At 64.5% G+C, this 19,598-nt stretch carries 20 protein-coding genes; 7 read left to right on the top strand and 13 right to left on the bottom strand.

The genetic code is table 11. The features are described from left to right. Positions 1-169 precede the first annotated feature (169 nt). From QPK29_RS26365 to QPK29_RS26335, 7 genes are all read right to left on the bottom strand, one after another. A complete protein-coding gene (locus tag QPK29_RS26365) occupies positions 170-685 on the bottom strand; it encodes a GNAT family N-acetyltransferase (RefSeq protein WP_160410530.1) in 516 nt (171 codons plus the stop codon). A gap of 2 nt (positions 686-687) precedes the next feature. Further along, positions 688-1,266, bottom strand: coding sequence for a helix-turn-helix domain-containing protein (locus QPK29_RS26360; RefSeq protein ID WP_056129151.1), 579 nt, complete (start codon positions 1,264-1,266; stop codon positions 688-690). A 77-nt stretch (positions 1,267-1,343) separates the two neighbouring features. Further along, positions 1,344-1,931 (bottom strand): type 1 glutamine amidotransferase domain-containing protein, encoded by a 588-nt coding sequence (locus tag QPK29_RS26355; RefSeq protein WP_371771503.1) that lies wholly within the window; start codon positions 1,929-1,931, stop codon positions 1,344-1,346. Positions 1,932-2,032: 101 nt separating this feature from the next. After that, positions 2,033-3,364, bottom strand: a complete 1,332-nt coding sequence (locus QPK29_RS26350) for an Nramp family divalent metal transporter (RefSeq protein ID WP_371771504.1) — start codon at positions 3,362-3,364, stop codon at positions 2,033-2,035. An 86-nt stretch (positions 3,365-3,450) separates the two neighbouring features. Then, positions 3,451-3,759 (bottom strand): chaperone modulator CbpM, encoded by a 309-nt coding sequence (locus QPK29_RS26345; protein ID WP_056129143.1) that lies wholly within the window; start codon positions 3,757-3,759, stop codon positions 3,451-3,453. Positions 3,760-3,762: 3 nt separating this feature from the next. Next, positions 3,763-4,701, bottom strand: a complete 939-nt coding sequence (locus QPK29_RS26340) for a DnaJ C-terminal domain-containing protein (protein ID WP_371771505.1) — start codon at positions 4,699-4,701, stop codon at positions 3,763-3,765. A gap of 123 nt (positions 4,702-4,824) precedes the next feature. Beyond that, positions 4,825-5,226: a hypothetical protein gene (locus QPK29_RS26335; RefSeq protein ID WP_371771506.1), complete on the bottom strand. Its 402-nt coding sequence runs from the start codon at positions 5,224-5,226 to the stop codon at positions 4,825-4,827. Positions 5,227-5,675: 449 nt separating this feature from the next. Between QPK29_RS26335 and QPK29_RS26330 the strand changes: the two genes are divergently transcribed. The 3 genes from QPK29_RS26330 to QPK29_RS26320 all read left to right on the top strand — a co-directional run bounded on the left by QPK29_RS26330 (position 5,676) and on the right by QPK29_RS26320 (position 10,814). Beyond that, entirely contained in the window at positions 5,676-6,581 is a 906-nt protein-coding gene (locus QPK29_RS26330) for a c-type cytochrome (RefSeq protein WP_371771507.1), read from the top strand. A gap of 209 nt (positions 6,582-6,790) precedes the next feature. Beyond that, positions 6,791-8,197, top strand: coding sequence for an MATE family efflux transporter (locus QPK29_RS26325; protein WP_371771508.1), 1,407 nt, complete (start codon positions 6,791-6,793; stop codon positions 8,195-8,197). A 397-nt stretch (positions 8,198-8,594) separates the two neighbouring features. Beyond that, entirely contained in the window at positions 8,595-10,814 is a 2,220-nt protein-coding gene (locus QPK29_RS26320) for a S9 family peptidase (RefSeq protein WP_371771509.1), read from the top strand. 60 nt (positions 10,815-10,874) lie between these two features. On the opposite strand, the gene QPK29_RS26315 is transcribed toward QPK29_RS26320, so the two are convergent. Further along, positions 10,875-11,054, bottom strand: a complete 180-nt coding sequence (locus QPK29_RS26315) for a CsbD family protein (RefSeq protein WP_056129131.1) — start codon at positions 11,052-11,054, stop codon at positions 10,875-10,877. Positions 11,055-11,174: 120 nt separating this feature from the next. On the opposite strand from QPK29_RS26315, the gene QPK29_RS26310 reads away from it, so the two are divergent. Then, a complete protein-coding gene (locus QPK29_RS26310) occupies positions 11,175-12,239 on the top strand; it encodes an AI-2E family transporter (RefSeq protein WP_371771510.1) in 1,065 nt (354 codons plus the stop codon). A 57-nt stretch (positions 12,240-12,296) separates the two neighbouring features. Here the strand turns inward: QPK29_RS26310 and QPK29_RS26305 are convergent, their stop codons facing one another. The 3 genes from QPK29_RS26305 to QPK29_RS26295 form a co-directional block, all read right to left on the bottom strand. Next, complete coding sequence (locus tag QPK29_RS26305; RefSeq protein WP_056129126.1) at positions 12,297-12,476, bottom strand: CsbD family protein; 180 nt, start codon at positions 12,474-12,476, stop codon at positions 12,297-12,299. A gap of 102 nt (positions 12,477-12,578) precedes the next feature. Beyond that, positions 12,579-13,205 carry a class I SAM-dependent methyltransferase gene (locus QPK29_RS26300; protein ID WP_371771545.1) on the bottom strand — a complete coding sequence of 209 codons (627 nt, stop codon included), beginning with the start codon at positions 13,203-13,205 and terminating at the stop codon, positions 12,579-12,581. 145 nt (positions 13,206-13,350) lie between these two features. After that, positions 13,351-15,429: a M13 family metallopeptidase gene (locus QPK29_RS26295; RefSeq protein ID WP_371771511.1), complete on the bottom strand. Its 2,079-nt coding sequence runs from the start codon at positions 15,427-15,429 to the stop codon at positions 13,351-13,353. Between the two features lie 124 nt (positions 15,430-15,553). On the opposite strand from QPK29_RS26295, the gene QPK29_RS26290 reads away from it, so the two are divergent. Beyond that, positions 15,554-15,838: a flagellar protein FliT gene (locus QPK29_RS26290; RefSeq protein WP_371764826.1), complete on the top strand. Its 285-nt coding sequence runs from the start codon at positions 15,554-15,556 to the stop codon at positions 15,836-15,838. Between the two features lie 6 nt (positions 15,839-15,844). Here the strand turns inward: QPK29_RS26290 and QPK29_RS26285 are convergent, their stop codons facing one another. Together QPK29_RS26285 and QPK29_RS26280 are read right to left on the bottom strand one after the other, a co-directional pair. Next, positions 15,845-16,240 (bottom strand): winged helix-turn-helix transcriptional regulator, encoded by a 396-nt coding sequence (locus tag QPK29_RS26285; RefSeq protein ID WP_056129116.1) that lies wholly within the window; start codon positions 16,238-16,240, stop codon positions 15,845-15,847. A gap of 355 nt (positions 16,241-16,595) precedes the next feature. Continuing rightward, positions 16,596-17,672, bottom strand: a complete 1,077-nt coding sequence (locus QPK29_RS26280) for a FimV/HubP-related protein (protein ID WP_371771512.1) — start codon at positions 17,670-17,672, stop codon at positions 16,596-16,598. An 87-nt stretch (positions 17,673-17,759) separates the two neighbouring features. Between QPK29_RS26280 and fumC the strand changes: the two genes are divergently transcribed. Beyond that, the gene (fumC, locus tag QPK29_RS26275) at positions 17,760-19,154 is read left to right on the top strand and encodes a class II fumarate hydratase (RefSeq protein WP_371771513.1); all 1,395 of its coding nucleotides are present in this window, start codon (positions 17,760-17,762) and stop codon (positions 19,152-19,154) included. Between the two features lie 117 nt (positions 19,155-19,271). Then, positions 19,272-19,484, top strand: a complete 213-nt coding sequence (locus QPK29_RS26270; RefSeq protein WP_036238457.1) for an RNA-binding S4 domain-containing protein — start codon at positions 19,272-19,274, stop codon at positions 19,482-19,484. Positions 19,485-19,598 lie beyond the last annotated feature (114 nt).

The following is a 19,598-nucleotide window of genomic DNA, read 5'->3' as shown; positions in this document are numbered from 1 at the left end:
ACCACGTCATATCGTCAACAACAGCACATTGCCCGCCAAAACCACGGCTTACATTTACATAGATTCCCAAGGGAAACATAATTGCGTTCCCATGAAGAAGAAAAATGTCGCATTTATGCTCAATATTATTCTTGCAAAGGATGAAACCGCTGGGGAGACACCTGCTTCATCAGACGAGTTCGCGATAAAAATACGTCGTATCGCACAACCCGCCTTCCGGCAGCAACGCAAAGCCGGGCACCACACCCAACCGCGTCCACCCCATGCGCGCGTACAGGCGCTCCGCTTCGGCGCTGGCCGTATCCAGTACCAGCAGCGTCTTGCCGAGCGACCGCGCTTCCCGCTCCGCCGCATCCATCAGCGCCGCGCCGACGCCCTGCTTGCGCGCCCGCCGCATCACGAGCATCTTGCACAGGTCCGCCCGATGCGGCTGGTTGTCCGGCATCGCCAGCACGAGGTGGACGGTGCCCACGATGCCGTGCTCGTCCTCGGCGACGAGCAACGCGCGCCGGCCAGACTCGACGTCGGCCGCGAGCCCACGCCACCAGCCGAGCGCCTGGCCCAGCGTGTACGGCTGCATGAACCCGACGGACGCGCCTCCCTCGACACAGTCGAAGAGAACGGCCGCCAGGCCTTCGATGTCGGCATCGGTCAGCGAATGGATACGGCGTACGCGGCAACTCATGATCAGCTCCTGCTAAGCGTGGTAAGGACGACGGCGTAGCGCGCGGGCACGTCCCCGGGGTTGTGGAAGGAATTCGGTGCGTCGAGGGGTATGACGAGGCAGTCGCCCGTCTCCAGCAGCCAGGATTCGCTGCCGTACGTGATCTGCATGCGGCCTTCGAGGATCCAGATCTGTTGCAGCACGGCGGGCGTGCGAGGGCCGGCCTCGTACGTCACGCGCGTGCGCGGCGGAAACGTCACGTCGACGATGCGTGTCGGCGACTGGAATCCTTCGGGCGATACATTGCGGCGCAGATAGCCGGAATGCGGATCCTGCCACGTGACCTGGTCGGCATGGCGTGAGACAGGCTCGGCCTTGCGCGCCGGGTCGTCGAACAGCGATGCGAGCGGCACGCCGAGGCCCGCAGCCAGCTTGTCGAGCACGACGGCGGTCGGGCTCGTCTCGCCCCGCTCGATCAGGGACAGCATCGAACGGCTCACGCCGCACTGGGTCGACAAGGCATCGAGCGACAGGCCGCGCTCGCTGCGGAGGAGGCGCACCTGCTGGGCGATGCGTTCGTTAACGGTGGAGTCATCTTTCATAATGGATACATTCTCCAATATGAAAGATAAGACGTCAACTATCCTGGACTACCTCTCCAGTTTATTGGACACACCGACTACGATGTCGGCCCAGGGTCCGTCCCTGGCGCCACGAGCAATTCCTTCAACAACATATCGTTGAAGGCGGGCAGATCATCCGGCTTGCGGCTCGTAACCAGTCGGGCATCCAGCACGACTTCCTCATCCGACCACTCGGCGCCCGCATTCAACAGGTCGCGCTTCAGGCTGGGCCAGCTGGTGAGATGCTTGCCGGTAGCGATGCCCGCGTCGATCAGCGTCCATGGGCCGTGGCAGATGGCCGCGACCATCTTGTCCTCGGCATCGAAGTCGCGGATGAAATCGATGGCCTCTTTGCTCAACCGCAGTTGATCCGGATTGGCGACGCCGCCCGGCAGCACGAGCCCGTCGAAGTCGGCAGGTTTCGCGTCGCGCACGTTCATCTCGACCTTGAAGCGGTCGGCCGGCTGCATGTGGTTAAAACCCTGCACTTCGTCGCCCGCCGCCTTCGGCGACAGCAACACGACGGTGGCGCCCTGCTCTTCCAGGAAAGAGCGCGGGCTCGTGTACTCGATCTGTTCCACGCCATCCGTCATGAGCATGGCGACGCGCTTGCCCTGCAAAGGCTTGTTGGCAACTTGTTCCATATAAACTCCCTTTGGTCGAACGTATGGGGACGACAGCCCATTCTAGGCAGGGCTTGCGGGGCGCGTCGCACGCGGCGAATCAGGTACGAGGAATGGCCGGATCAGCCGAACAGCGCCTGCCACACCATCCATGCGTTGGCGGAGGAAATCACGACGAACAGGAACCACGACAGCACCGTCGTCCACCACTTGTTGCCGAACTGCCCCATCAGGTCGTTGCGGCCCGTCAGGCGGATCAGTGGGTACATGGCGAACGGCAATTGCAGGCTCAGCACGACCTGGCTGCCGACGAGCATCTTGCCGATGGCGTGGTCGCCCAACGTGAGCACGCCGATCATCGCCGGCCCCAGCGCCAGGCCGCGCGTGATCAGGCGACGCTGCCAGCAGGGAATCCTGAGTTTCAGGAAGCCTTCCATGATGACCTGGCCGGCGATGGTGCCGGTGAACGTCGAGCTCTGGCCGGACGCCAGCAGCGCCAGGCCGAACAGGATCGCCGCGGCCGCCGTGCCCGCGACGGGGGCCAGCAGGTAATAGGCCTGGTCGATCTCCATCACGTTGCCGCCGCCCGGTTTATAAAACGCGGCCGCGGCCAGCACGAGGATGGCACCGTTGATGAATAGCGCCAGCAGCAGCGACACGACCGTGTCGACGCGCGACAGCCTGATCGCTTCGGCCAGGTGGGCGCCGTCCTGGTTGAGGTCGTGGCGCAGGACGCGCGTCTGTACGACGGACGAGTGCAGGTACAGGTTGTGCGGCATGACGGTGGCGCCGAGGATGCCGATGGCGAGGTACAGCGCGTCGCGCTGGCCCACCTTGTCCAGCGACGGCACGAGACCCGCCAGGACGGCGCGCGGGTCCGGGGCGACGAGGAACAGCTCCGTGAACAGGCAGATGGCGATCGTCGCGATGAGGCCCAGCACGATCGCTTCCAGTTGCCGGAAGCCCTTCCCTTTCAGGCCCAGCACGATGATGGTATCGAGGGCCGTCAGCGCGACGCCAACGGGCAGCGACACGCCCAGCAGCAGATGGAACGCGAGCGCGCAGCCGAGCACTTCGGCCAGGTCGCACGCGATGATCGACAGCTCGGCGAACGCCCACAAACCTTTCGCGTGTACCGGCGAATATTGTTCGCGGCAATGTACGGCGAGATCCTTGCCCGTGACGATGCCGAGCCGCATGCTCAGGCATTGCAGCACGATGGCCGCCAGGCTGGACAGAACGACGACGAACAGCAGGTCGTAGCCGAACTGCGAGCCGCCCTGGATGGCGGTCGCCCAGTTGCCCGGGTCCATGTAACCGACCGACACCAGCAGGCCGGGGCCCGCATAGCGCAGGATCTTTTTCCACAGCGGATCGTTCTCCGGCACATTGACGGTACCGGAGACTTCCGATGGGCAGAACGGTGCGGTCGCGTTGGTCGGTAGTTTGAGCATAGCGGGCAAGATAGCACGGTGAGTCCAGCGCACACCGTGCCCCGCCGCGCCCGCCATAAGACCGGTGCCCGCAGGCGGCCGGACCTTCAGTCGATGCCGAGCACGCGCATGCGGGCGCGCAGGCGGCGGATCTCGTCGGCCATGTCGACCACGAGCGCGGCGAGGTCCTCGTTGGCGTCGAAGTCGCGTTCGACGCGCAGCAGGCGCCGGGCCCGGGCCAGGTCGCCGCTACGGAAACGCCAGCTCGTCACCTGCACGCTGGTCTCGCCGCCCAGCACGCCCGCCTGCACGTGGCGCACGACCCACTCGGTCTCCACGTTGCAGGCGCGCGCCAGTTCGTCGAGCGTCAGCGCCACGTCGTCCAGCAGCACGCCGGTGAGAATATCGTCATGCATCGTTCAGGCTCCTATGCGTTCGCGTGGATTGAAGGCAAGGTCGCGCGCCATCGCCTCGTACAGCTCGCGCGCACGGTCGCTCGTGGCGGGCGGCAGCACCACGTTCAGCATCAGGTACAGATCGCCCGGCGTCCTGGCCGGAATGCCACGCCCTTTCAAACGCAGCTTGCGTCCGCTCTGCGACCCCGGCGGCACCGTCACCTCGACCGTGCCGGACGGCGTGGACACCGAGATGCTCGCACCTAGCGCCGCTTCCCACGGCGCCACCGGCACGTCCTGGTACACGTGTGTCCCTTCGACGCGATAGCGCGGGTCGGGGTTCAGCTGGATTTCCAGATACAGGTCGCCGGCCGGCCCGCCGCCGAATCCCGGATGCCCCTGCCCCCGCATGCGCAGCTGCTGGCCCGGCGTGACGCCTTTCGGAATGTTCACGCTGAGCGTCTTGTCCTGCATCGTCGTGCGGCCCTGCGCATCGTGCTGCGGGATACGCAGGCTGACCGTGCGCGTGGCGCCCTGGTAGGCGTCGCGCAGGTCGATGGAAATCGCCGCATGGATGTCCTCGCCGGGCATCTGGAACCCGCCGCCGCCCGCATGCGCGCCCCCGCCCGCGCGCGCGCGCCGGCCCACGTGGGCGAACAGGTCGTTAAAGAAATCGTCCCCGCCGGCACCGCCGAAATCGAACTGCGTGCCCCAGTCCGGCGGCGGCTGGAAGCCCTGGCCGGGCCGGTGTCCGCGGCCCAGTTCGTCGTAGGCCGCACGCTTCTCGGCGTCGCCCAGCACGTCGTAGGCCTCGTTGATTTCCTTGGTCTTCGCGTCCGCGTCCTTGTGCTTGCTGACGTCGGGGTGGTACTGCCGCACCAGCTTGCGGTAAGCCTTCTTGATGTCGTCCTGGGTCGCGGTCTTCTCGACACCAAGCGTCTGGTAGTAGTCCTTGTATTCCACGAGCTTGCTCCTGGATCGGTTGGATAGTTGAATGTCCCGTAAGTTGTGGCGGGAGGCTTGCTTTTCAACTACTCATCGTCTTGCCGCGGCATGACATGAAGCTCAGTATCCGGCATGCCTCCCTTAAAAATCAGTTTTTGAAATGTGGCTCTCTACCTTAACCACACGATTGCTCAACAGTGCCTGAATATGCACTCTAGTGACGAATCTTGTCGCGTCTTTTCGATCCGCGCTCACGATGATCGATTTTGCACTTCCGTCGTAGGAACACCGTGTATCGGTCTCGGGCGGGCAAATAAAACCGAGTTCCTGCAAGGCTTTGCGGCGGTCGACTTGATTCACGACTCGAGGGGAATTGACCAGATTGCCAATCGTATGATCTACAGCCACCTCACCCAAAAAAAGTGAGTATTTTAGCTGTGTCGCGACTTCACTATTACCGAGTCCGCTGTAATCGTTAGTCGCAGCCGGATCAATAGCACATGCGGAAATCAACAGCGGGAAAATATATCTGATAATTTTCATCGAGAGAAATTTAGGTATTCGGATCTGAAAACCCTCTTGCCTGCGTCGGAGGGTCCATAAAAACAAACATCTACGATACATCGGCCGTGTTGAGAACACACATTCTGGAACTTGCTAGCTAGTCACCCCTCAGTAATTTATTTTAATCGGCGCTTACTGCTTGCTTTCCATCACATTGTCACAAATGTAAAATTTTCTGCGCGCATCCGGCGACCGCTTCCGCAGCCAGAACAGCCTGGACGGCCCCTGGAACAACGGCACGGCGAACTGGAGCAAGGACGCCAACCTGCAGTGGCTCACCAGCTTCACCACCCAATAAATCAATGACGCACGCTTGATACATGCCTCATCAAGCCTCCTTGGCCGTCATTAGCATTTCAACCAGTATCCGGCCATGAACGGCAGTGCTAGATTCCTAGTGTTGCCGTTCGTCCAACAAGGAGGGAGTCATGGTGAGCAAATGGGTCAAGCGCACGAGCATCGCATTGGCGGCACTCGCCCTGCTGGGGGTCGCCACGGCCGGCGTCGGCAAGGTGCTGGGAGAACGCAAGATGGCGCGCAGCATCGCGCTCGACGTGCGTCCGCTCGACATCGTGCCCGACCTCGCCCGCGTCGACCACGGCCGCTACCTGTACAACACGCGCGGCTGCGCCGAGTGCCATGGCGCGGACGGCGCCGGCAGGACGGTCGTGCGCGACGGCGGCATGCTCGTCGTCGCCCCCAACATCACGGCGGGCCCGAACGGCACCACGGCGCGCTACCGCGTGATCGACTGGGTGCGTACCGTGCGCCACGGCGTCAAGCCGAACGGCAATCCCGTCATGATCATGCCCAGCGAGGATTACAGCCGCCTCAGCGACGAAGACATGGCCGCCCTCGTCGCGTACCTCGAGCAGATGCGGCCCGTGTCCGGCGCGAAGGCCGTCATCGACGTGCCGGTGCCCGTGAAGGCGTTGTACGCGTTCGGCGTGATCAAGGATGCGTCCGAAAAGATCGACCACGCGCTGGCGCCGCCGCAGGCCATGCCGGCCGCCGTCACGCCGGCGTATGGCGCCTATGTTGCCGCGACGTGTACAGGCTGCCACGGCGCGGACCTGGCCGGCGGCCGCGTCCCCGGTGCCCCGCCGTCCTGGCCGCCGGCCGCGCAGCTGGCGCCCGGCAAGGGCAGCGCGATGAATCGCTATCCGACGGCGGACGCGTTCATGGCCATGCTGCGGACGGGCCACCGGCCGGACGGCAGCGCGATCAGTCCCGTGATGCCGTTCGGGTCGTTCCGGCAGATGAACGAGACGGACCTGCGGGCGTTGTATGCCTACCTGAAATCGGTGCCGGGGACGGCCCTGGCGCAGCGGTAGAGGCCGTCGTTCCCGCGCACGCGGGAACCCATGGTGAGTTTTCGAAGTCCGTTGACTATCACATCGGCGTCACTTCCGACGTACCCAATTCTGTTGTCCAGTATGGGTTCCCGCTTTCGCGGGAACGACGGGTTGGCGGACGGGTCGTTCCGTCACACAAGCTTGTCGATTCCTCAGTAAAATGATCGGTTTCCCCAGCAAACCGATCCATGACGTCCAACCTGTCCAGCACCGGCGCCCTTGCGCTGCATCCCGTCCGCGCCGAGATCGCCACCTTGTGGCGGCTTTCGTGGCCCATGCTCGTGGGCCAGCTCGCGACCGTCGGCATGGGCGTGGCGGACGTCGCCATGACGGGCCACGTCAGCGCCGAAGAGCTCGCCGCCGTGTCGCTCGGCACGTCCGTGTGGTCGATCATCCTCGTCACCGTCATGGGCATCATGATGGCCGTGAACTCGGTCGTCTCGCACGAGATGGGCGCCGCCCGCTTCGACCGCATTTCCCACTCCGTGCGCGAATCGCTGTGGATGGGTCTCGGCGTCGGCGTCGCAGGCTGTCTCGCGGCGAACCTGTGCACGCTCGTGTTCGACCACATCGGCCTGGACCAGTCCGTCGCGGACCGCGCGTCGGCATTCCTGCACATCATCAGCCTCGGCATGCCCGCGTTCGCCTGCTACCGCGCGCTGTACGGCTATACGACGAGCATCAACCAGACCAAGCCGATCATGATCATCGCGCTCTGCGGCCTCCTGTACAACATCGGCATGAACTGGCTGTTCATCTTCGGCGAATTCGGCCTGCCGAAACTGGGCGCGCTGGGCTGTGCCGTGTCCACGGCCAGCGGCATGTGGCTGATGCTGGGCGCGATGGTCGTGTGGATCAAGTTGTCCAGCGCCTACCGCCAGACATATCCGTTCACGCACTGGGAAGGTCCGAACTGGAAAGAGATCGGCAGCATGCTGCGCCTGGGCCTGCCGATCGGCGTCACGCACTTCGCGGAGGTCAGCGCGTTCGGCATCATCAGCCTGCTCGTGGCGCGCTTCGGCGTGATCGAGGTGTCGGCGCACCAGATCGCGCTGAACTTCGTGTCGCTCGTGTTCATGGTGCCGCTGAGCTTCGGCATCGGCGCGCTCACCCGCGTCGGCCAGGCGATGGGCGAAGGCAATCCGGTACGTGCGCGCTTCGTCGCGTGGGTGGGCACGGGCATGTGCATCGCGTTCGGCCTGTTGTCCGCGATCGGCATCGCCCTCTTCCGGTGGCAGATCTCGGCCATGTACACGTCCGACGCGGCCGTCCAGGCCACGTGCGTGATGCTGCTGCTGTTCGCCGCGCTGTTCCAGCTGTCCGATTCCACGCAGGTCGCGGCCGCTTCGGCCATCCGCGGCTACAAGGTGACGCGCTCGCCGATGGTGATCCAGATGATCGCGTTCTGGGGCGTGGCCTTGCCCGTCGGCTGGATCCTGGGCCTCGCGCCGGACTGGTTCCCGTGGTCGCCGGACAAGCCGATGGCCGCCACCGGCTTCTGGATCGGCCTCGTGCTGGGCCTGACCGTGGCCGCCGTGCTGCTGGCGTGGTCGCTGAATCGACTCTCCAAGCTGCGCATCCGCGACCACGCATAAATTCGGGGTCAGAGCACTTTTTTGCGCACAATCCTTGAAGCAAGCTTTAATGGTGGCCCGGGCCCGCTTGCAATTCCTGTTGCAAGCGCCGGGTGTCCTCGCAGCGATTTTGTCCGGCGACACATTGATCGAAAATGTGCTCTGACCCCGAATTTAAAGCAAAAAAAGCCGATGGACGGGGAATCCATCGGCGTAACCCTAGGAGAGAGTTTCATCCTATTGTCGGCATTGGGGTGCCGACGAAATGATCATAGTGCATCGCAGCAGATGTAAACATTACAGTTCGTCCATCATTGCGCCCCTTCCCGCCCGCCGTCTTTACAGCTTTTACGGGACGACTCTGGTATCGTTCCGCCGTTGCACACGAATAATTTTTTAAACTTTACCCAAACCCTCCATGCGCCTTCTTCTCTGCCTTTTAGCCGCATTGTCAGCCGTTCCCGCATCGGCGGAACGGCTGACGCTGGACCGTATCCACGCCGACCCGGCGTTGGCCGGTCCAGGCGTCCGCAGCCTGCGCGTCTCGCCCGACGGCGAACGCGTGACCTTCCTGCGCGGCCGCACCGACAACCAGTTCCAGCTGGACCTGTGGGAATTCAACATGAAGGACAAGACCACGCACCGCCTGGTCGACTCCAAGCAATTGGTCCCGAACGAGAACCTGTCGCTGGAAGAGAAGGCAAGGCGCGAGCGCGCCCGCACGGCCAGCCTGTCCGGCATCCTGAGCTATAGCTGGTCGCCTGACGGCAAGCAGCTGCTCGTGCCGATCGCGGGCGACCTGTACCTCGTCGACGCGAACCGGCCTGAAGCCGCGCGCAAGGTGGCATCGGGCAATGTCGGCGATCCGAAGATTTCGCCGAAGGGCCGTTACGTGTCGTACGTGCGCGACCAGAACCTGTTCGTCATCGACCTGGCGACGGGCCAGGAGCGCCAGCTGACGACGGACGGCAAGGACACCGTGCACAACGGCGACGCGGAATTCGTCGCGCAGGAAGAAATGGACCAGCACACGGGCTATTACTGGGCCCCGGACGATTCCGCCATCGCCTACCGCCGCTACGACGAGGCGCAGGTGCCCGTCGCGCGCCGCTTCGAGATCTTCGCGGACCGCACGGAAGTCATCGACCAGCGCTACCCCGCCGCCGGTGCGAAGAACGTCGAGATCGACCTGATGATCGTGAACCCGGCGACGGGCGCGCAGAAGAAGGTCGACCTCGGTCCCGAGAAGGACATCTACCTCGTGCGCGCGGACTGGAGCGCGGATGCCAGGACCCTCGTCTACCAGCGCCAGTCGCGCGACCAGAAGCGTCTCGATCTCGTCGCCGTCGATGCGGCCACGCTGGCCCAGCGCCCGCTGCTGACGGAAACGTCGAAAACCTGGGTCAGCATCCACGACGACCTGCGCTTCCTCGGCCGCCAGAAGGCGTTCATCTGGGCCTCCGAGCGCAGCGGCCGCAAGCACCTGTACCTGTACGACCTGTCGGGCAAGCTGCTGCACCCGATCTCCAGCGGCGAATGGGGCGTCGACAACATCCTCGCCGTCGACGAGCAGGCCGGCAAGGTCTATATCGCGTCGAACAAGGACGCCGTCATCGACAAGCAGACGTACGTGCTGAACCTCGACGGCAGCAACGCGAACAAGCCGGTCCGGCTGACGAAGCAGGACGGCTGGCACGAGGACGTGTTCGCCCGCAACGGCAAGATTTTCGTGGACACGTTCTCCGATCCGAACACGCCGCCGCAAGTGTCGATCCGCCGCGCGGACGGCAGCATGGTCGAGTGGCTCGAACACAACGAGTTGAACGCCCAGCACCCGTACGCGAACTACGCGAAGGACCACCTGCCGACGGAATACGGCAGCATCAAGGCGCACGACGGCCAGACGCTGTACTACTCGATGATCAAGCCGGCGAACTTCGACGCCGCGAAGCGCTATCCGGTCTTCCTGTTCACGTACGGCGGCCCGCATTCGCAGCGCGTCACGCGCCAGTGGGGCAATCTGTTCAACCAGTACATGGCGCAGCAGGGCTTCGTCGTGTTCGTGCTGGACAACCGCGGTTCGTCGCGCCGCGAGCGCGCGTTCACCGACGTCATCTACGGTAACCTGGGCGCGCATGAAGTCGAGGACCAGCTGACGGGCATCGACTGGCTGGCGCAACAGAGCTTCGTCGATCCGAAGCGCGTGGGCGTGTTCGGCTGGAGCTATGGCGGCTTCATGACCCTGCGCCTGCTGGAGGCCGGCTCGGACAAGATCGCGATGGGCGTGTCGGTGGCGCCCGTGACGGACTGGGCCCTGTACGACACGCACTACACGGAGCAGTTCGTGGGCGCGACGCCGCAGTCGGATCCGGCCGCCTACGAGCGCAGCGGCGTATTCGCGCATCTGGACGGCCTGAAGTCGCCGCTGCTGCTGGTGCACGGCATGGCCGACGACAACGTGCTGTTCACGAACTCGACGCGCCTGATCGACGCGCTCGTCAACCGCAACGTGCGCTTCGAGCTGATGACGTATCCGGGTGCCAAGCACGGCATTTCGTCGCGCGCCGGACAGCGGCACGTGTATGGCCTGATCGAGGCGTTCTTCAAGAAGCACCTGGGCGGGACCGCGCCGAAGTAAGATTCGTTTCCCAATAAAAAAATCGGCCGCAACGTGCGGCCGATTTTTCCTGGCGCCAGCTTATTTGGTGGCGTCGTGGATTTTTTCCTTCAGGTCGCCCAGCTTTTCCTGGGTCTTGCCTTCGACCTGGTTCTGCAAGCCTTTCACCTGCTGCTCGGCGCTGCCGACGATCTTGCCGGCCTCCTCCTGGATCTTGCCGCCGATGTCTTGCAGTTTGCCGTTGATCTGGTCCGAATTCATGGTGTTCTCCTTTCGTTCAAAGTTCGACACCATCGTAGCGCCGGCCCCGGTATTGCTCAGTTAGCGCACGCACATTGCATGCGCGCGACGGTCCAGTCGCGCCGCTGATAGCATTCTGTCATGAACAATGACACCTCCCCCGCCGTCAAGCCGGCCCAGCACAAACTGATGCGCCGCTTCGTCCTCGTCGACGGCATCGCGGTGCTGTTCCTCGCGCTCGTCGCGGCCGTCGTGCTCGCCATCGACGCGCTGCTGCTGCTCTTTGCCTGCGTCCTGTTCGCCGTGCTGTTGTACGAGCTGAGCGCGATCCTGTGCCGGCGCTTCGGCTGGAACCGCAAGCTCGCGCTCGTCGCCGTCGTGCTGGCGCTGCTGCTCATCATCGGGTTCGGCGGGTGGGCGATGGCGCCGCAGATCGCGGAGCAGTCGACCGAACTGGCGCAGCAGATTCCGCAATCGCTGCAGCGCCTGCGCCAGATGGTGGAGAACCAGCCGCTGCTCGCGCGCATCGCCGCCGACCTGCCGGATGCCAAGCAATTGATCGGATCGATGCAGCAGTTCGTGCCGAATGCAGGCATCTTTTTCGGCGGCGTGCTCGGCGCACTCGGCAACGTCGTTATCATCGTATTCGTCGGCATTTATTTCGCGCTGTCGCCGCGCCAGTACAAGCAGGGCATCGTGAAGCTCGTACCGCAGGGCAAGCGCGAGCGCGCCGTGCAAGTGATGGACGACATCGGCGACACGCTGGCGCGCTGGCTGATCGGCAAGTCGCTGTCGATGCTGATCGTCGGCGCGGCAACGGCCGGCGGGCTCACGCTGCTGGGCGTGCCGCTGGGACTGATCCTCGGCATCATCGCCGGGCTGCTCGACTTCATTCCCTACATCGGCCCGATCATGGCGGGCGTGCCGGCGGTATTGATCGCGCTGTCGATCAGTCCCGACCTGGCGCTGTACACGGTGCTGCTGTTCCTCGGCATCCAGACGGTCGAAGGCTATGTGCTGCAGCCGCTCGTCGAGGCGCGCGCGGTCGAGATGCCGCCTGCGCTCACCATCGTCATGCAACTCGTGTTCGGCACGCTGTTCGGTTTCGCGGGCATCGCGCTGGCGACGCCGTTGACGGCCATGTTGATGGTGCTCGTCGACAAGCTGTACGTGGAAGACATCCTCGGCGACCGGCCGACGGGCTGACGTAAAAACGGCCGCACGAGGCGGCCGCTTCTACGTCAGGTAAGCAGATCGCCGGTATCAGCGGTTGCCCTTGTTGATCGCGTCACGCAGATCACCGGCCTTTTCCTGCACCTTGCCTTCGACCTGCTTCGACAGGCCTTTGGCCTGCTGTTCGCTGCTGCCGACAGCCTTGCCGACTTCTTCCTGAATCTTGCCGCCGATATCCTTGGCTTTACCTTTGATTTGGTCGTCGTTCATGTCGGAATCCTCCTTGATGAGTAAAACCGCTTGCGAATCAAGCGGGATGCATTCAGGATAATTGGATGGCGCCCTTCATTCTGTTCGCAAACTAACAAACCATTAACTCGCCTTGCGCCACACGCTCGCGAGCCAGGGCTGCTGGTCGCGCGGCAATCCTTCCGGACGGTAATAGTGGCGCAGCGGCACGAAGCCGGCATCAACCACGTAGCGCTCCCAGGCGGCGTAGTCGTGGAAGCAGCCGTAGCGCGGCCCGTTCCACCCTTCTTCGTTATGGCCGCGTGGATTCGAGCTGAACAGTACGCCGCCCGGCTTCAACGCCGCGCACAATGCCATCAACACGTTGGGCAGCAGCTCGCGCGGCACGTGGAACAGCGAGGCGTTGGCGAAGATGCCGTCGAACGCCGCGGCCGGCAGGTGCAGGTCGATGAAGTTCTGGTGCCATACCTCGCAGCCGCTGTACGCCCGCGCCATCTCGACGAATTGTTCACTGCCGTCCAGGCCGATGGCATGGTGGCCCAGCGCCGTGAACGTCTTGAGGTCGCGCCCCGGGCCGCAGCCGAAGTCGAGAATGGTGTACGGGGCCGGCGCCTCGATCGCGCTCAGCAGCGCCTCGATGTTCTGGCTGACGTCGTGGTCGATCGTGCCGGCGAAGAACCGGCGCGCGTTGTCGTCGTAATGGTGCAGCGTGCGCCGCGTGATGTCTTCGTAGTCGTCGTCTTCGATCATGTGTGCAAAGTGGTGGATGATGCGCCGGTCGACATCAAGATAGTGCTGTTTCATAAGCAAAAACCACGCTGAAAGAAGTCCGAACCATTCTAGTTCGGGCCTCTTTCCGGCCGGCGCAGCTTACCCGCTAGACATAAAATGCTGCTTACCAGACGCGTACGCGCTGCTCCGGCGGCAGGTACAGCGCCTGTCCCGGCTGCACGTCGAACGCCTCGTACCAGGCGTCCAGGTTGCGCACGGTGGCCGTGCGGTATTGCGGCGGGGCGTGGCCGTCCGTCAGGATACCGCGCCGCTCGGCCGCCTCGCGCGCCTTCGTGCGCCAGCTCTGCGCATAGCCCGTGAAGAACTGGCGGTCGCTCTCCGCCGACGCGTTCTTGCCGGCGGCGGCGCGATAGGCATCATACGACGCTTCCAGGCCCGCCAGGTCGGCGAGGTTTTCGGACAGGGTCAGCTGGCCGTTGACGGCGAGGTCCGGGTACGGTTTATAGGCGTTGTACTGCTCGACGAGTTTCCGGGACGCGGCCTTGAAGTGCTCCATGTCCGCCTTCGTCCACCAGTCGCGCAGGCGGCCCTGGGCATCGAACTGCGAACCCTGGTCGTCGAAACTGTGGCTGATCTCGTGGCCGATGATGGCGCCGATCGCGCCGTAGTTGACGGCGTCCGGCGCCTTCGGGTCGAAGAACGGCGGCTGCAGGATCGCGGCCGGGAAGTTCAGCGCGTTCTGCAGAGGCAGGTTGACAGCATTGACGAGCTGCGGCGGCATCGACCAGTCCGTGCGGTCCGGCTTCGCATGCAGCTTCGCGAATTCCTGGTCCGTGTGGAACGCCTCGGCGCGCAGCGCGTTGCCGAACGCATCCTTGGCATCAACCTTCAGGCCGGCATACGATTTCCACTGGTCCGGATAGCCGACGCCCACGTACAAGGTCTTGAGTTTTTCCTTCGCCTGGGCGCGGGTGGCGGGCGCCATCCAGTCGAGCTTGTCGACGCGCTTGCCGAAAGCCGCCACGATGTTCGCGACCATTTTCTGCAGCTGCGCCTTGTTCTCCGCCGGGAAATATTTCGCGACGTACAGTTTGCCGACCGCCTCATCCATCGCCTCGTTCGTCGCGCCCAGCGCCCGCTTCCAGCGCATCGATTGCTGCGGCGTGCCGGACAGCGCCTTGCCGTAGAACGCGAAGCGCTGGTCCACGAAGGCCTTCGGCAGCACGTTGGCCATGCGGTTGATGGTGTGGAAGGCGAGATAATCCTTCCACGTCGCGACGTCGATCTTGTCGACCAGCGCCGCCTCGCCTTTCACGGCGGACGGATGCCAGACGATGAACTTGTCCTGGTCGCCCAGCCGCGCGGCCTTGAAGAACGCATCCCAGTCGAGGCCCGGCGCGTTGGCGGCGAAGTCCTTGCGGGTCCACGTGTTGTCGGCCTTCAGCACGTCGGCCGAGTCGGCGCGGGTGCCGTGGGTGTTGGCGATGTCGACTTCGAGCGCGAAGATTTTCGCGGCGCGGGCGTCGGCGTCCTCATCCGTAGCGGCGTAGCCGGCGAGCTTGAGCATTGCCGCGATGTGTTTCTGGTACTGCGTGCGCAGGCCGGCCATCCGTTCGTTATTGTCCAGATAATACGCGCGGTCCGGCATGCCCAGGCCGCCCTGCAGCAGGTACGGCCAGTTGTGGGCGGGATCGTGCAGGCCGGGCGAGATCCAGACGCCGAAGATGTTCTCGGTCGCAAAATGCGTATTGTTCAGCGGGTCGACGTCCGCGCGCACGGACGCGCCCAGCGCGCGCACGAGGCCCGCCTTGTCCTTGATGGCGCCGATCTGCGCCAGCAGCGGCTTCAGCGGCGCGATGCCGCGCGCCTCGATCGCGGATTCGTCCATGTAGGCGTTGTAGTAACCGGCGACCTTGCGCGCTTCCGGTCCCGCTTTCTTGTTGGAGTCGACGCCTTCGATCAGCTTGACGATGCGCTGGTTCGTGTCTTCCGCCAGGTTGTCCATCGCGCCCCAGCGGCTGCGGTCCTCGGGAATGGTCGTTTTGGCAAGCCAGTCCTTGTTGGCCCAGGCAAAGAAATCGTCGCCCGGCCGCAAAGCGGCCTGGGCGGTCCCGGCCGCGTTGACGTCCTCCTTGGCCGCGGGCGGGGTCTGCCCGGATGCCGCCGCGCCCGTGGTAACGAGCGCGGTACCGCACATCGCGAGGACGATGGCGGTCCTGATCGGAGTCCAGCTGATGTTCATGGTGCCTCTCCTAAAAAAATTTCAAAAAAATCTTTCGACAACCCTAAAGTTCTCCAAAACGCTGCCGTAAAAGGCAGACAACCGGCAATCCGGCCGGAGTTTGCCTCAATGGTGGAGCGCAGTCATGACGTCCAACGAAGTCCTCGCAATGTATGAAAACATCGCCGCCCTCAGCAGCCGCATGGCTGTCGCTGCGCGCGAAGGGGATTGGGACGGCCTGGCGCGCCTGGAAACGCAGTGCGCCCTGCAGTCGAGCGCGGCAAAGAGCGGCGTCCCGCCGCTGGAAGGCGCCGCCCGCAAGCGCAAGGTCGACCTGCTCAAGCAGATCATGGCCAACGACCGCGCCGTGCGCGACATTACCGAGCCGTGGATGGGCCAACTGGACCGCGCACTGAGCCCGACCCACTGATCCGCCCTACTCCGCCTGAAGCCCCTTCGACTTGCCGTCCAAGGGGCTTTTTGCTTTCTGCGCGGCCAGGATGCCATCCATGTTCCCTTCGATCCATGCGGCGAGGTCGCCGAGCTTGTGCCCGATCTGCTCGCCGAGTGGCGTCAGCCGGTATTCCACGTGAGGCGGGACGACGGGATGGGCGATGCGCTGCACGAACCCGTCCTGCTCGAGCCAATACAGCGTCTGGGCCAGCATTTTTTCGCTGATGCCGCCCACCTTGCGGCGCAGTTCGCCGAAGCGGTGCGTGCCATCCATCAATGCGACGAGCAGCAGCACGCCCCAGCGGCTCGTCACATGTTTCAGCACTTCACGCGACGGGCAGTATTCGGAGAATAAGTCCGCGCGCACAAGCTCGTTCATGTCCCCTCCTCGATCGATGATCTGCCGCTATGGTAGCGATAACCCGAGCGGGAGGCCAACGCGCGCCGCGCAAACAAAAACCGCGCAGCGACGTGGGTCATCTGCGCGGCTCTCGGGAATGGGGAGCGCGACTACCAGGCATCCCCTGGCGTCGCCTCTTGCCGGTTGCCTCCGGCGTCCGTCTGCCACTGTTGGCAGCGAACCGCTTCCGGCATCAGGCGCTTCCTCAGCGACCGTCCGACCCCGCGCCACGCTATCGGTGGTGGCTGCGGCGGACCCTGATCCGTGTACTTCGGGATTGAGTATAACGCAAAATCAGCACTTGTGTAGACGACTCACAGGAAGATTTTGAACGCTATTCCAGCGTCGGCTCGGCGGCCTCGCCTGCCGCCGGCGGCGCCTTGCGGCGACGGACGGCATATGCCCCCGCGCCACCCAGCGCCAGCACGCCGATGGCGGCGCCGATCCAGCCCCAGGGCAAGCTTTCGTCCGGCGCCGGCGCCTTCGGCTTGTGCGGCACGAGCGGCTTGATCGACGAGATCGGGCGCGGCCCGGCGGGCTTCGGCGGAGGCGGCGCCGGCTTCGCCTCGGCTTCCTTCGGCGGCTCCGGGTTGGCCTCGGCTTCCTTCGGCGGCGCCGGCTTGCTCTCCGGCATGGTCTCGGGCTTCGGCGCCTCGTGCGCCACGGCCGGCGCGGCCAGCGACACCTGCAGCTTCTTCATCCGGTCCTCGACCTGGCCGAGGCGGGAACGCAATTCGTCGTTCTTCGCGCCGAGGGCCGCGCAGGCCTGCACTTCCTCGGCCCGGGGCGCACAGGCGGGCGGCGGGGTCGCCGGCCTGGCGATGGGCGCCGGCGGCGGACGGCGCACCACCGGCCTGGGCGGCGGCGTTAGCGGCTTTGCGGCTTCGCGCCGGACCACCGGCGCCGCATGCGCCACGCGGGCCCGTTCCACCTGCGCGAGCAATACCGCGTCGGGGTTGGCCGGAGGCACCTGCGCCGGCACAGGTGCCGCCACGCGCACGGGCGCGGGCGGCGGCGCGGGATTCGGATCCGGCGTCAGCCACAGCGTGGCCAGGCGCACGGCACGCTGGCCCTTGTCGACGAGCTCCAGGTACAAGTGCACGTGGTCCGCGTCGACGGGACGCAGCGACGTCACGTGCAGGAACTGGCGGCCGTCGCGCCGCATCACCGACAAATTCAGGCTGGACAGCAGGGGCGGCACGGCGATGCCCGCGCCGTTGTAGACCTCCGGACTGGCCACGCGCACCTGCACGGGCGCGGCGGCATCGTCGAGCATCGTCAGCTCGACGTCGGCCACGAGCGGCTGGCCGATGTGCGACGACACGCGCGGGTCGCCCAGCTCGGCCGCGTGGGCGGATGCGAACGCGGCAAGGGCAAGGCTGGAGAATAAAAGGCGGGTGCGGCGGGCCATGGCGTGGGAAAAATGGGGGCTTCAACGTGGTTAACGGCCGTTGCGGTACACTCTTTAATTCCATTGTCAAACCAACAGGATGCATCCATGGAAAACCGGATTGAGAAGGACAGCTTCGGCCCGATCGACGTACCGAACGATCAGCTGTGGGGTGCGCAGACCCAGCGTTCGCTGCACCACTTCCACATTTCGAGCGAGAAGATGGCGCCGGAACTGGTCGCCGCATTGGCGCAGGTGAAGCGCGCGGCCGCCGCCGTCAACCGCTCGCTCGGCAAGCTCCCGCAAGACAAGGCCGATGCGATCATCCGCGCGGCCGACGAAGTGCTGGAAGGCCGTCATCCGTCCGAATTCCCGCTGTCCGTGTGGCAGACCGGCTCCGGCACCCAGAGCAACATGAACATGAACGAGGTGCTCGCGAACCGCGCCTCGGAACTGCTGGGTGGCGAGCGGGGCGAGGCGCGCCTGCTGCATCCGAACGACCACGTCAACATGGGCCAATCGTCGAACGACATGTTTCCTACCGCGATGCACGTGGCGGCCGCGCTGGCCGTCGCCAAGGACGTGCTGCCGGCGCTGGCAAAGCTGCGCGGCACGCTGGAAGTGAAGTCGCGCGACTTCGCCGACATCGTCAAGATCGGCCGCACGCACCTGCAGGATGCGACGCCGCTCACCCTGGGCCAGGAATTCTCCGGCTACGTGGCGCAACTCGAATTCGCCGAGCACGCGATCAAGAACACGTTGCCCGGCCTGCTGCTGCTGGCCGCCGGCGGCACCGCGGTGGGCACGGGCCTGAACGCGCATCCGGAATTCGCCAACCGCATCGCGGCCGAGATCGCGTCGCGCACCGGCCTGCAATTCAAGTCGGCGCCGAACAAGTTCATGGCGCTGGCCGGCCATGACGCGATGGTGCTGGCGCACGGCGCGTTCAAGACGCTGGCCACGGCGCTGATGAAGATCGCCAACGACGTGCGCTGGATGGCGTCCGGCCCCCGCTCCGGCCTGGGCGAGATCACGATCCCGGAAAACGAGCCGGGCAGCTCGATCATGCCAGGCAAGGTGAACCCGACCCAGTGCGAGGCGCTGACGATGCTGTGTTGCCAGGTCTTCGGCAACGACGTCGCGATCACGGTCGGCGGCGCGCAGGGCAACTTCGAACTGAACGTGTTCAAGCCGATGATCGCCCATAACTTCCTGCAGAGCGCGCGCCTGCTGGCGGACGGCATGCGCTCGTTCGACGAGCATTGCGCGCAGGGCATCGAGCCGAATCGCAAGCGCATCGGCGAATTGATGGAGCAGTCGCTGATGCTGGTGACCGCGCTGGCCCCGCATATCGGGTATGATCGCGCCGCGCAAATCGCCAAGACGGCCCAGCACAACGGCCTGACCTTGCGCCAGGCAGCCCTGCAATCGGGCTTCGTCGACGAGACGCAGTTCGACCAGTGGATCGTGCCGATCGAGATGACGCGGCCCAGCCCGGCCTGACGGTACCGCATCGGATACATGACGTCGCCCCGCTCGCGTGGAGGCGACGTTGTTTTTTTGAAAAGTATTGTCTAAACGAACACAACAGTACGGCGCCCATTTTTAACAGAGGATAAAATGCAAACAACAACTTTTGAACTGACTTCGGAGTTCATCGAACTGAACCAGCTGTTGAAACTGGTCGGCGTGGTGGACAGCGGCGGCGCCGGCAAGCACGTGGTGGCGAGCGGCGACGTGTCGGTCGATGGAAAGAAGGAACTGCGCAAGACGGCCAAGATCCGCGCGGGCCAGGTCGTAACGCTGGGCGATATTCGTATTCAAGTGCGCTGAGGCGCACCCGGCGCACCCCGCGGTCGCACCGCGCGAGCCGTCCCCGACGGTAGGGTTGACGTTTGCGCGCTGACAAACTTGGGCAGTCCCCCTTCTCTATATTGAAGTCGTAAC

This window comes from Massilia orientalis, from assembly GCF_030411975.2.
GTDB classification, from domain to species: Bacteria; Pseudomonadota; Gammaproteobacteria; order Burkholderiales; family Burkholderiaceae_D; genus Telluria; species Telluria orientalis.
Note: the sequence above shows the minus strand (reverse complement) of the source record. Positions and strands in the feature narration are given on the sequence as shown.

Coding starts and splice junctions, on each gene's coding strand:
- QPK29_RS26365 (WP_160410530.1), bottom strand. CDS start 685: ATGAGTTGCCGCGTACGCCGTATCCATTCGCTGACCGATGCCGACATC.
- QPK29_RS26360 (WP_056129151.1), bottom strand. CDS start 1,266: ATGAAAGATGACTCCACCGTTAACGAACGCATCGCCCAGCAGGTGCGC.
- QPK29_RS26355 (WP_371771503.1), bottom strand. CDS start 1,931: ATGGAACAAGTTGCCAACAAGCCTTTGCAGGGCAAGCGCGTCGCCATG.
- QPK29_RS26350 (WP_371771504.1), bottom strand. CDS start 3,364: ATGCTCAAACTACCGACCAACGCGACCGCACCGTTCTGCCCATCGGAA.
- QPK29_RS26345 (WP_056129143.1), bottom strand. CDS start 3,759: ATGCATGACGATATTCTCACCGGCGTGCTGCTGGACGACGTGGCGCTG.
- QPK29_RS26335 (WP_371771506.1), bottom strand. CDS start 5,226: ATGAAAATTATCAGATATATTTTCCCGCTGTTGATTTCCGCATGTGCT.
- QPK29_RS26330 (WP_371771507.1), top strand. CDS start 5,676: ATGGTGAGCAAATGGGTCAAGCGCACGAGCATCGCATTGGCGGCACTC.
- QPK29_RS26325 (WP_371771508.1), top strand. CDS start 6,791: ATGACGTCCAACCTGTCCAGCACCGGCGCCCTTGCGCTGCATCCCGTC.
- QPK29_RS26320 (WP_371771509.1), top strand. CDS start 8,595: ATGCGCCTTCTTCTCTGCCTTTTAGCCGCATTGTCAGCCGTTCCCGCA.
- QPK29_RS26315 (WP_056129131.1), bottom strand. CDS start 11,054: ATGAATTCGGACCAGATCAACGGCAAACTGCAAGACATCGGCGGCAAG.
- QPK29_RS26310 (WP_371771510.1), top strand. CDS start 11,175: ATGAACAATGACACCTCCCCCGCCGTCAAGCCGGCCCAGCACAAACTG.
- QPK29_RS26305 (WP_056129126.1), bottom strand. CDS start 12,476: ATGAACGACGACCAAATCAAAGGTAAAGCCAAGGATATCGGCGGCAAG.
- QPK29_RS26300 (WP_371771545.1), bottom strand. CDS start 13,205: ATGATCGAAGACGACGACTACGAAGACATCACGCGGCGCACGCTGCAC.
- QPK29_RS26295 (WP_371771511.1), bottom strand. CDS start 15,429: ATGAACATCAGCTGGACTCCGATCAGGACCGCCATCGTCCTCGCGATG.
- QPK29_RS26290 (WP_371764826.1), top strand. CDS start 15,554: ATGACGTCCAACGAAGTCCTCGCAATGTATGAAAACATCGCCGCCCTC.
- QPK29_RS26285 (WP_056129116.1), bottom strand. CDS start 16,240: ATGAACGAGCTTGTGCGCGCGGACTTATTCTCCGAATACTGCCCGTCG.
- QPK29_RS26280 (WP_371771512.1), bottom strand. CDS start 17,672: ATGGCCCGCCGCACCCGCCTTTTATTCTCCAGCCTTGCCCTTGCCGCG.
- fumC (WP_371771513.1), top strand. CDS start 17,760: ATGGAAAACCGGATTGAGAAGGACAGCTTCGGCCCGATCGACGTACCG.
- QPK29_RS26270 (WP_036238457.1), top strand. CDS start 19,272: ATGCAAACAACAACTTTTGAACTGACTTCGGAGTTCATCGAACTGAAC.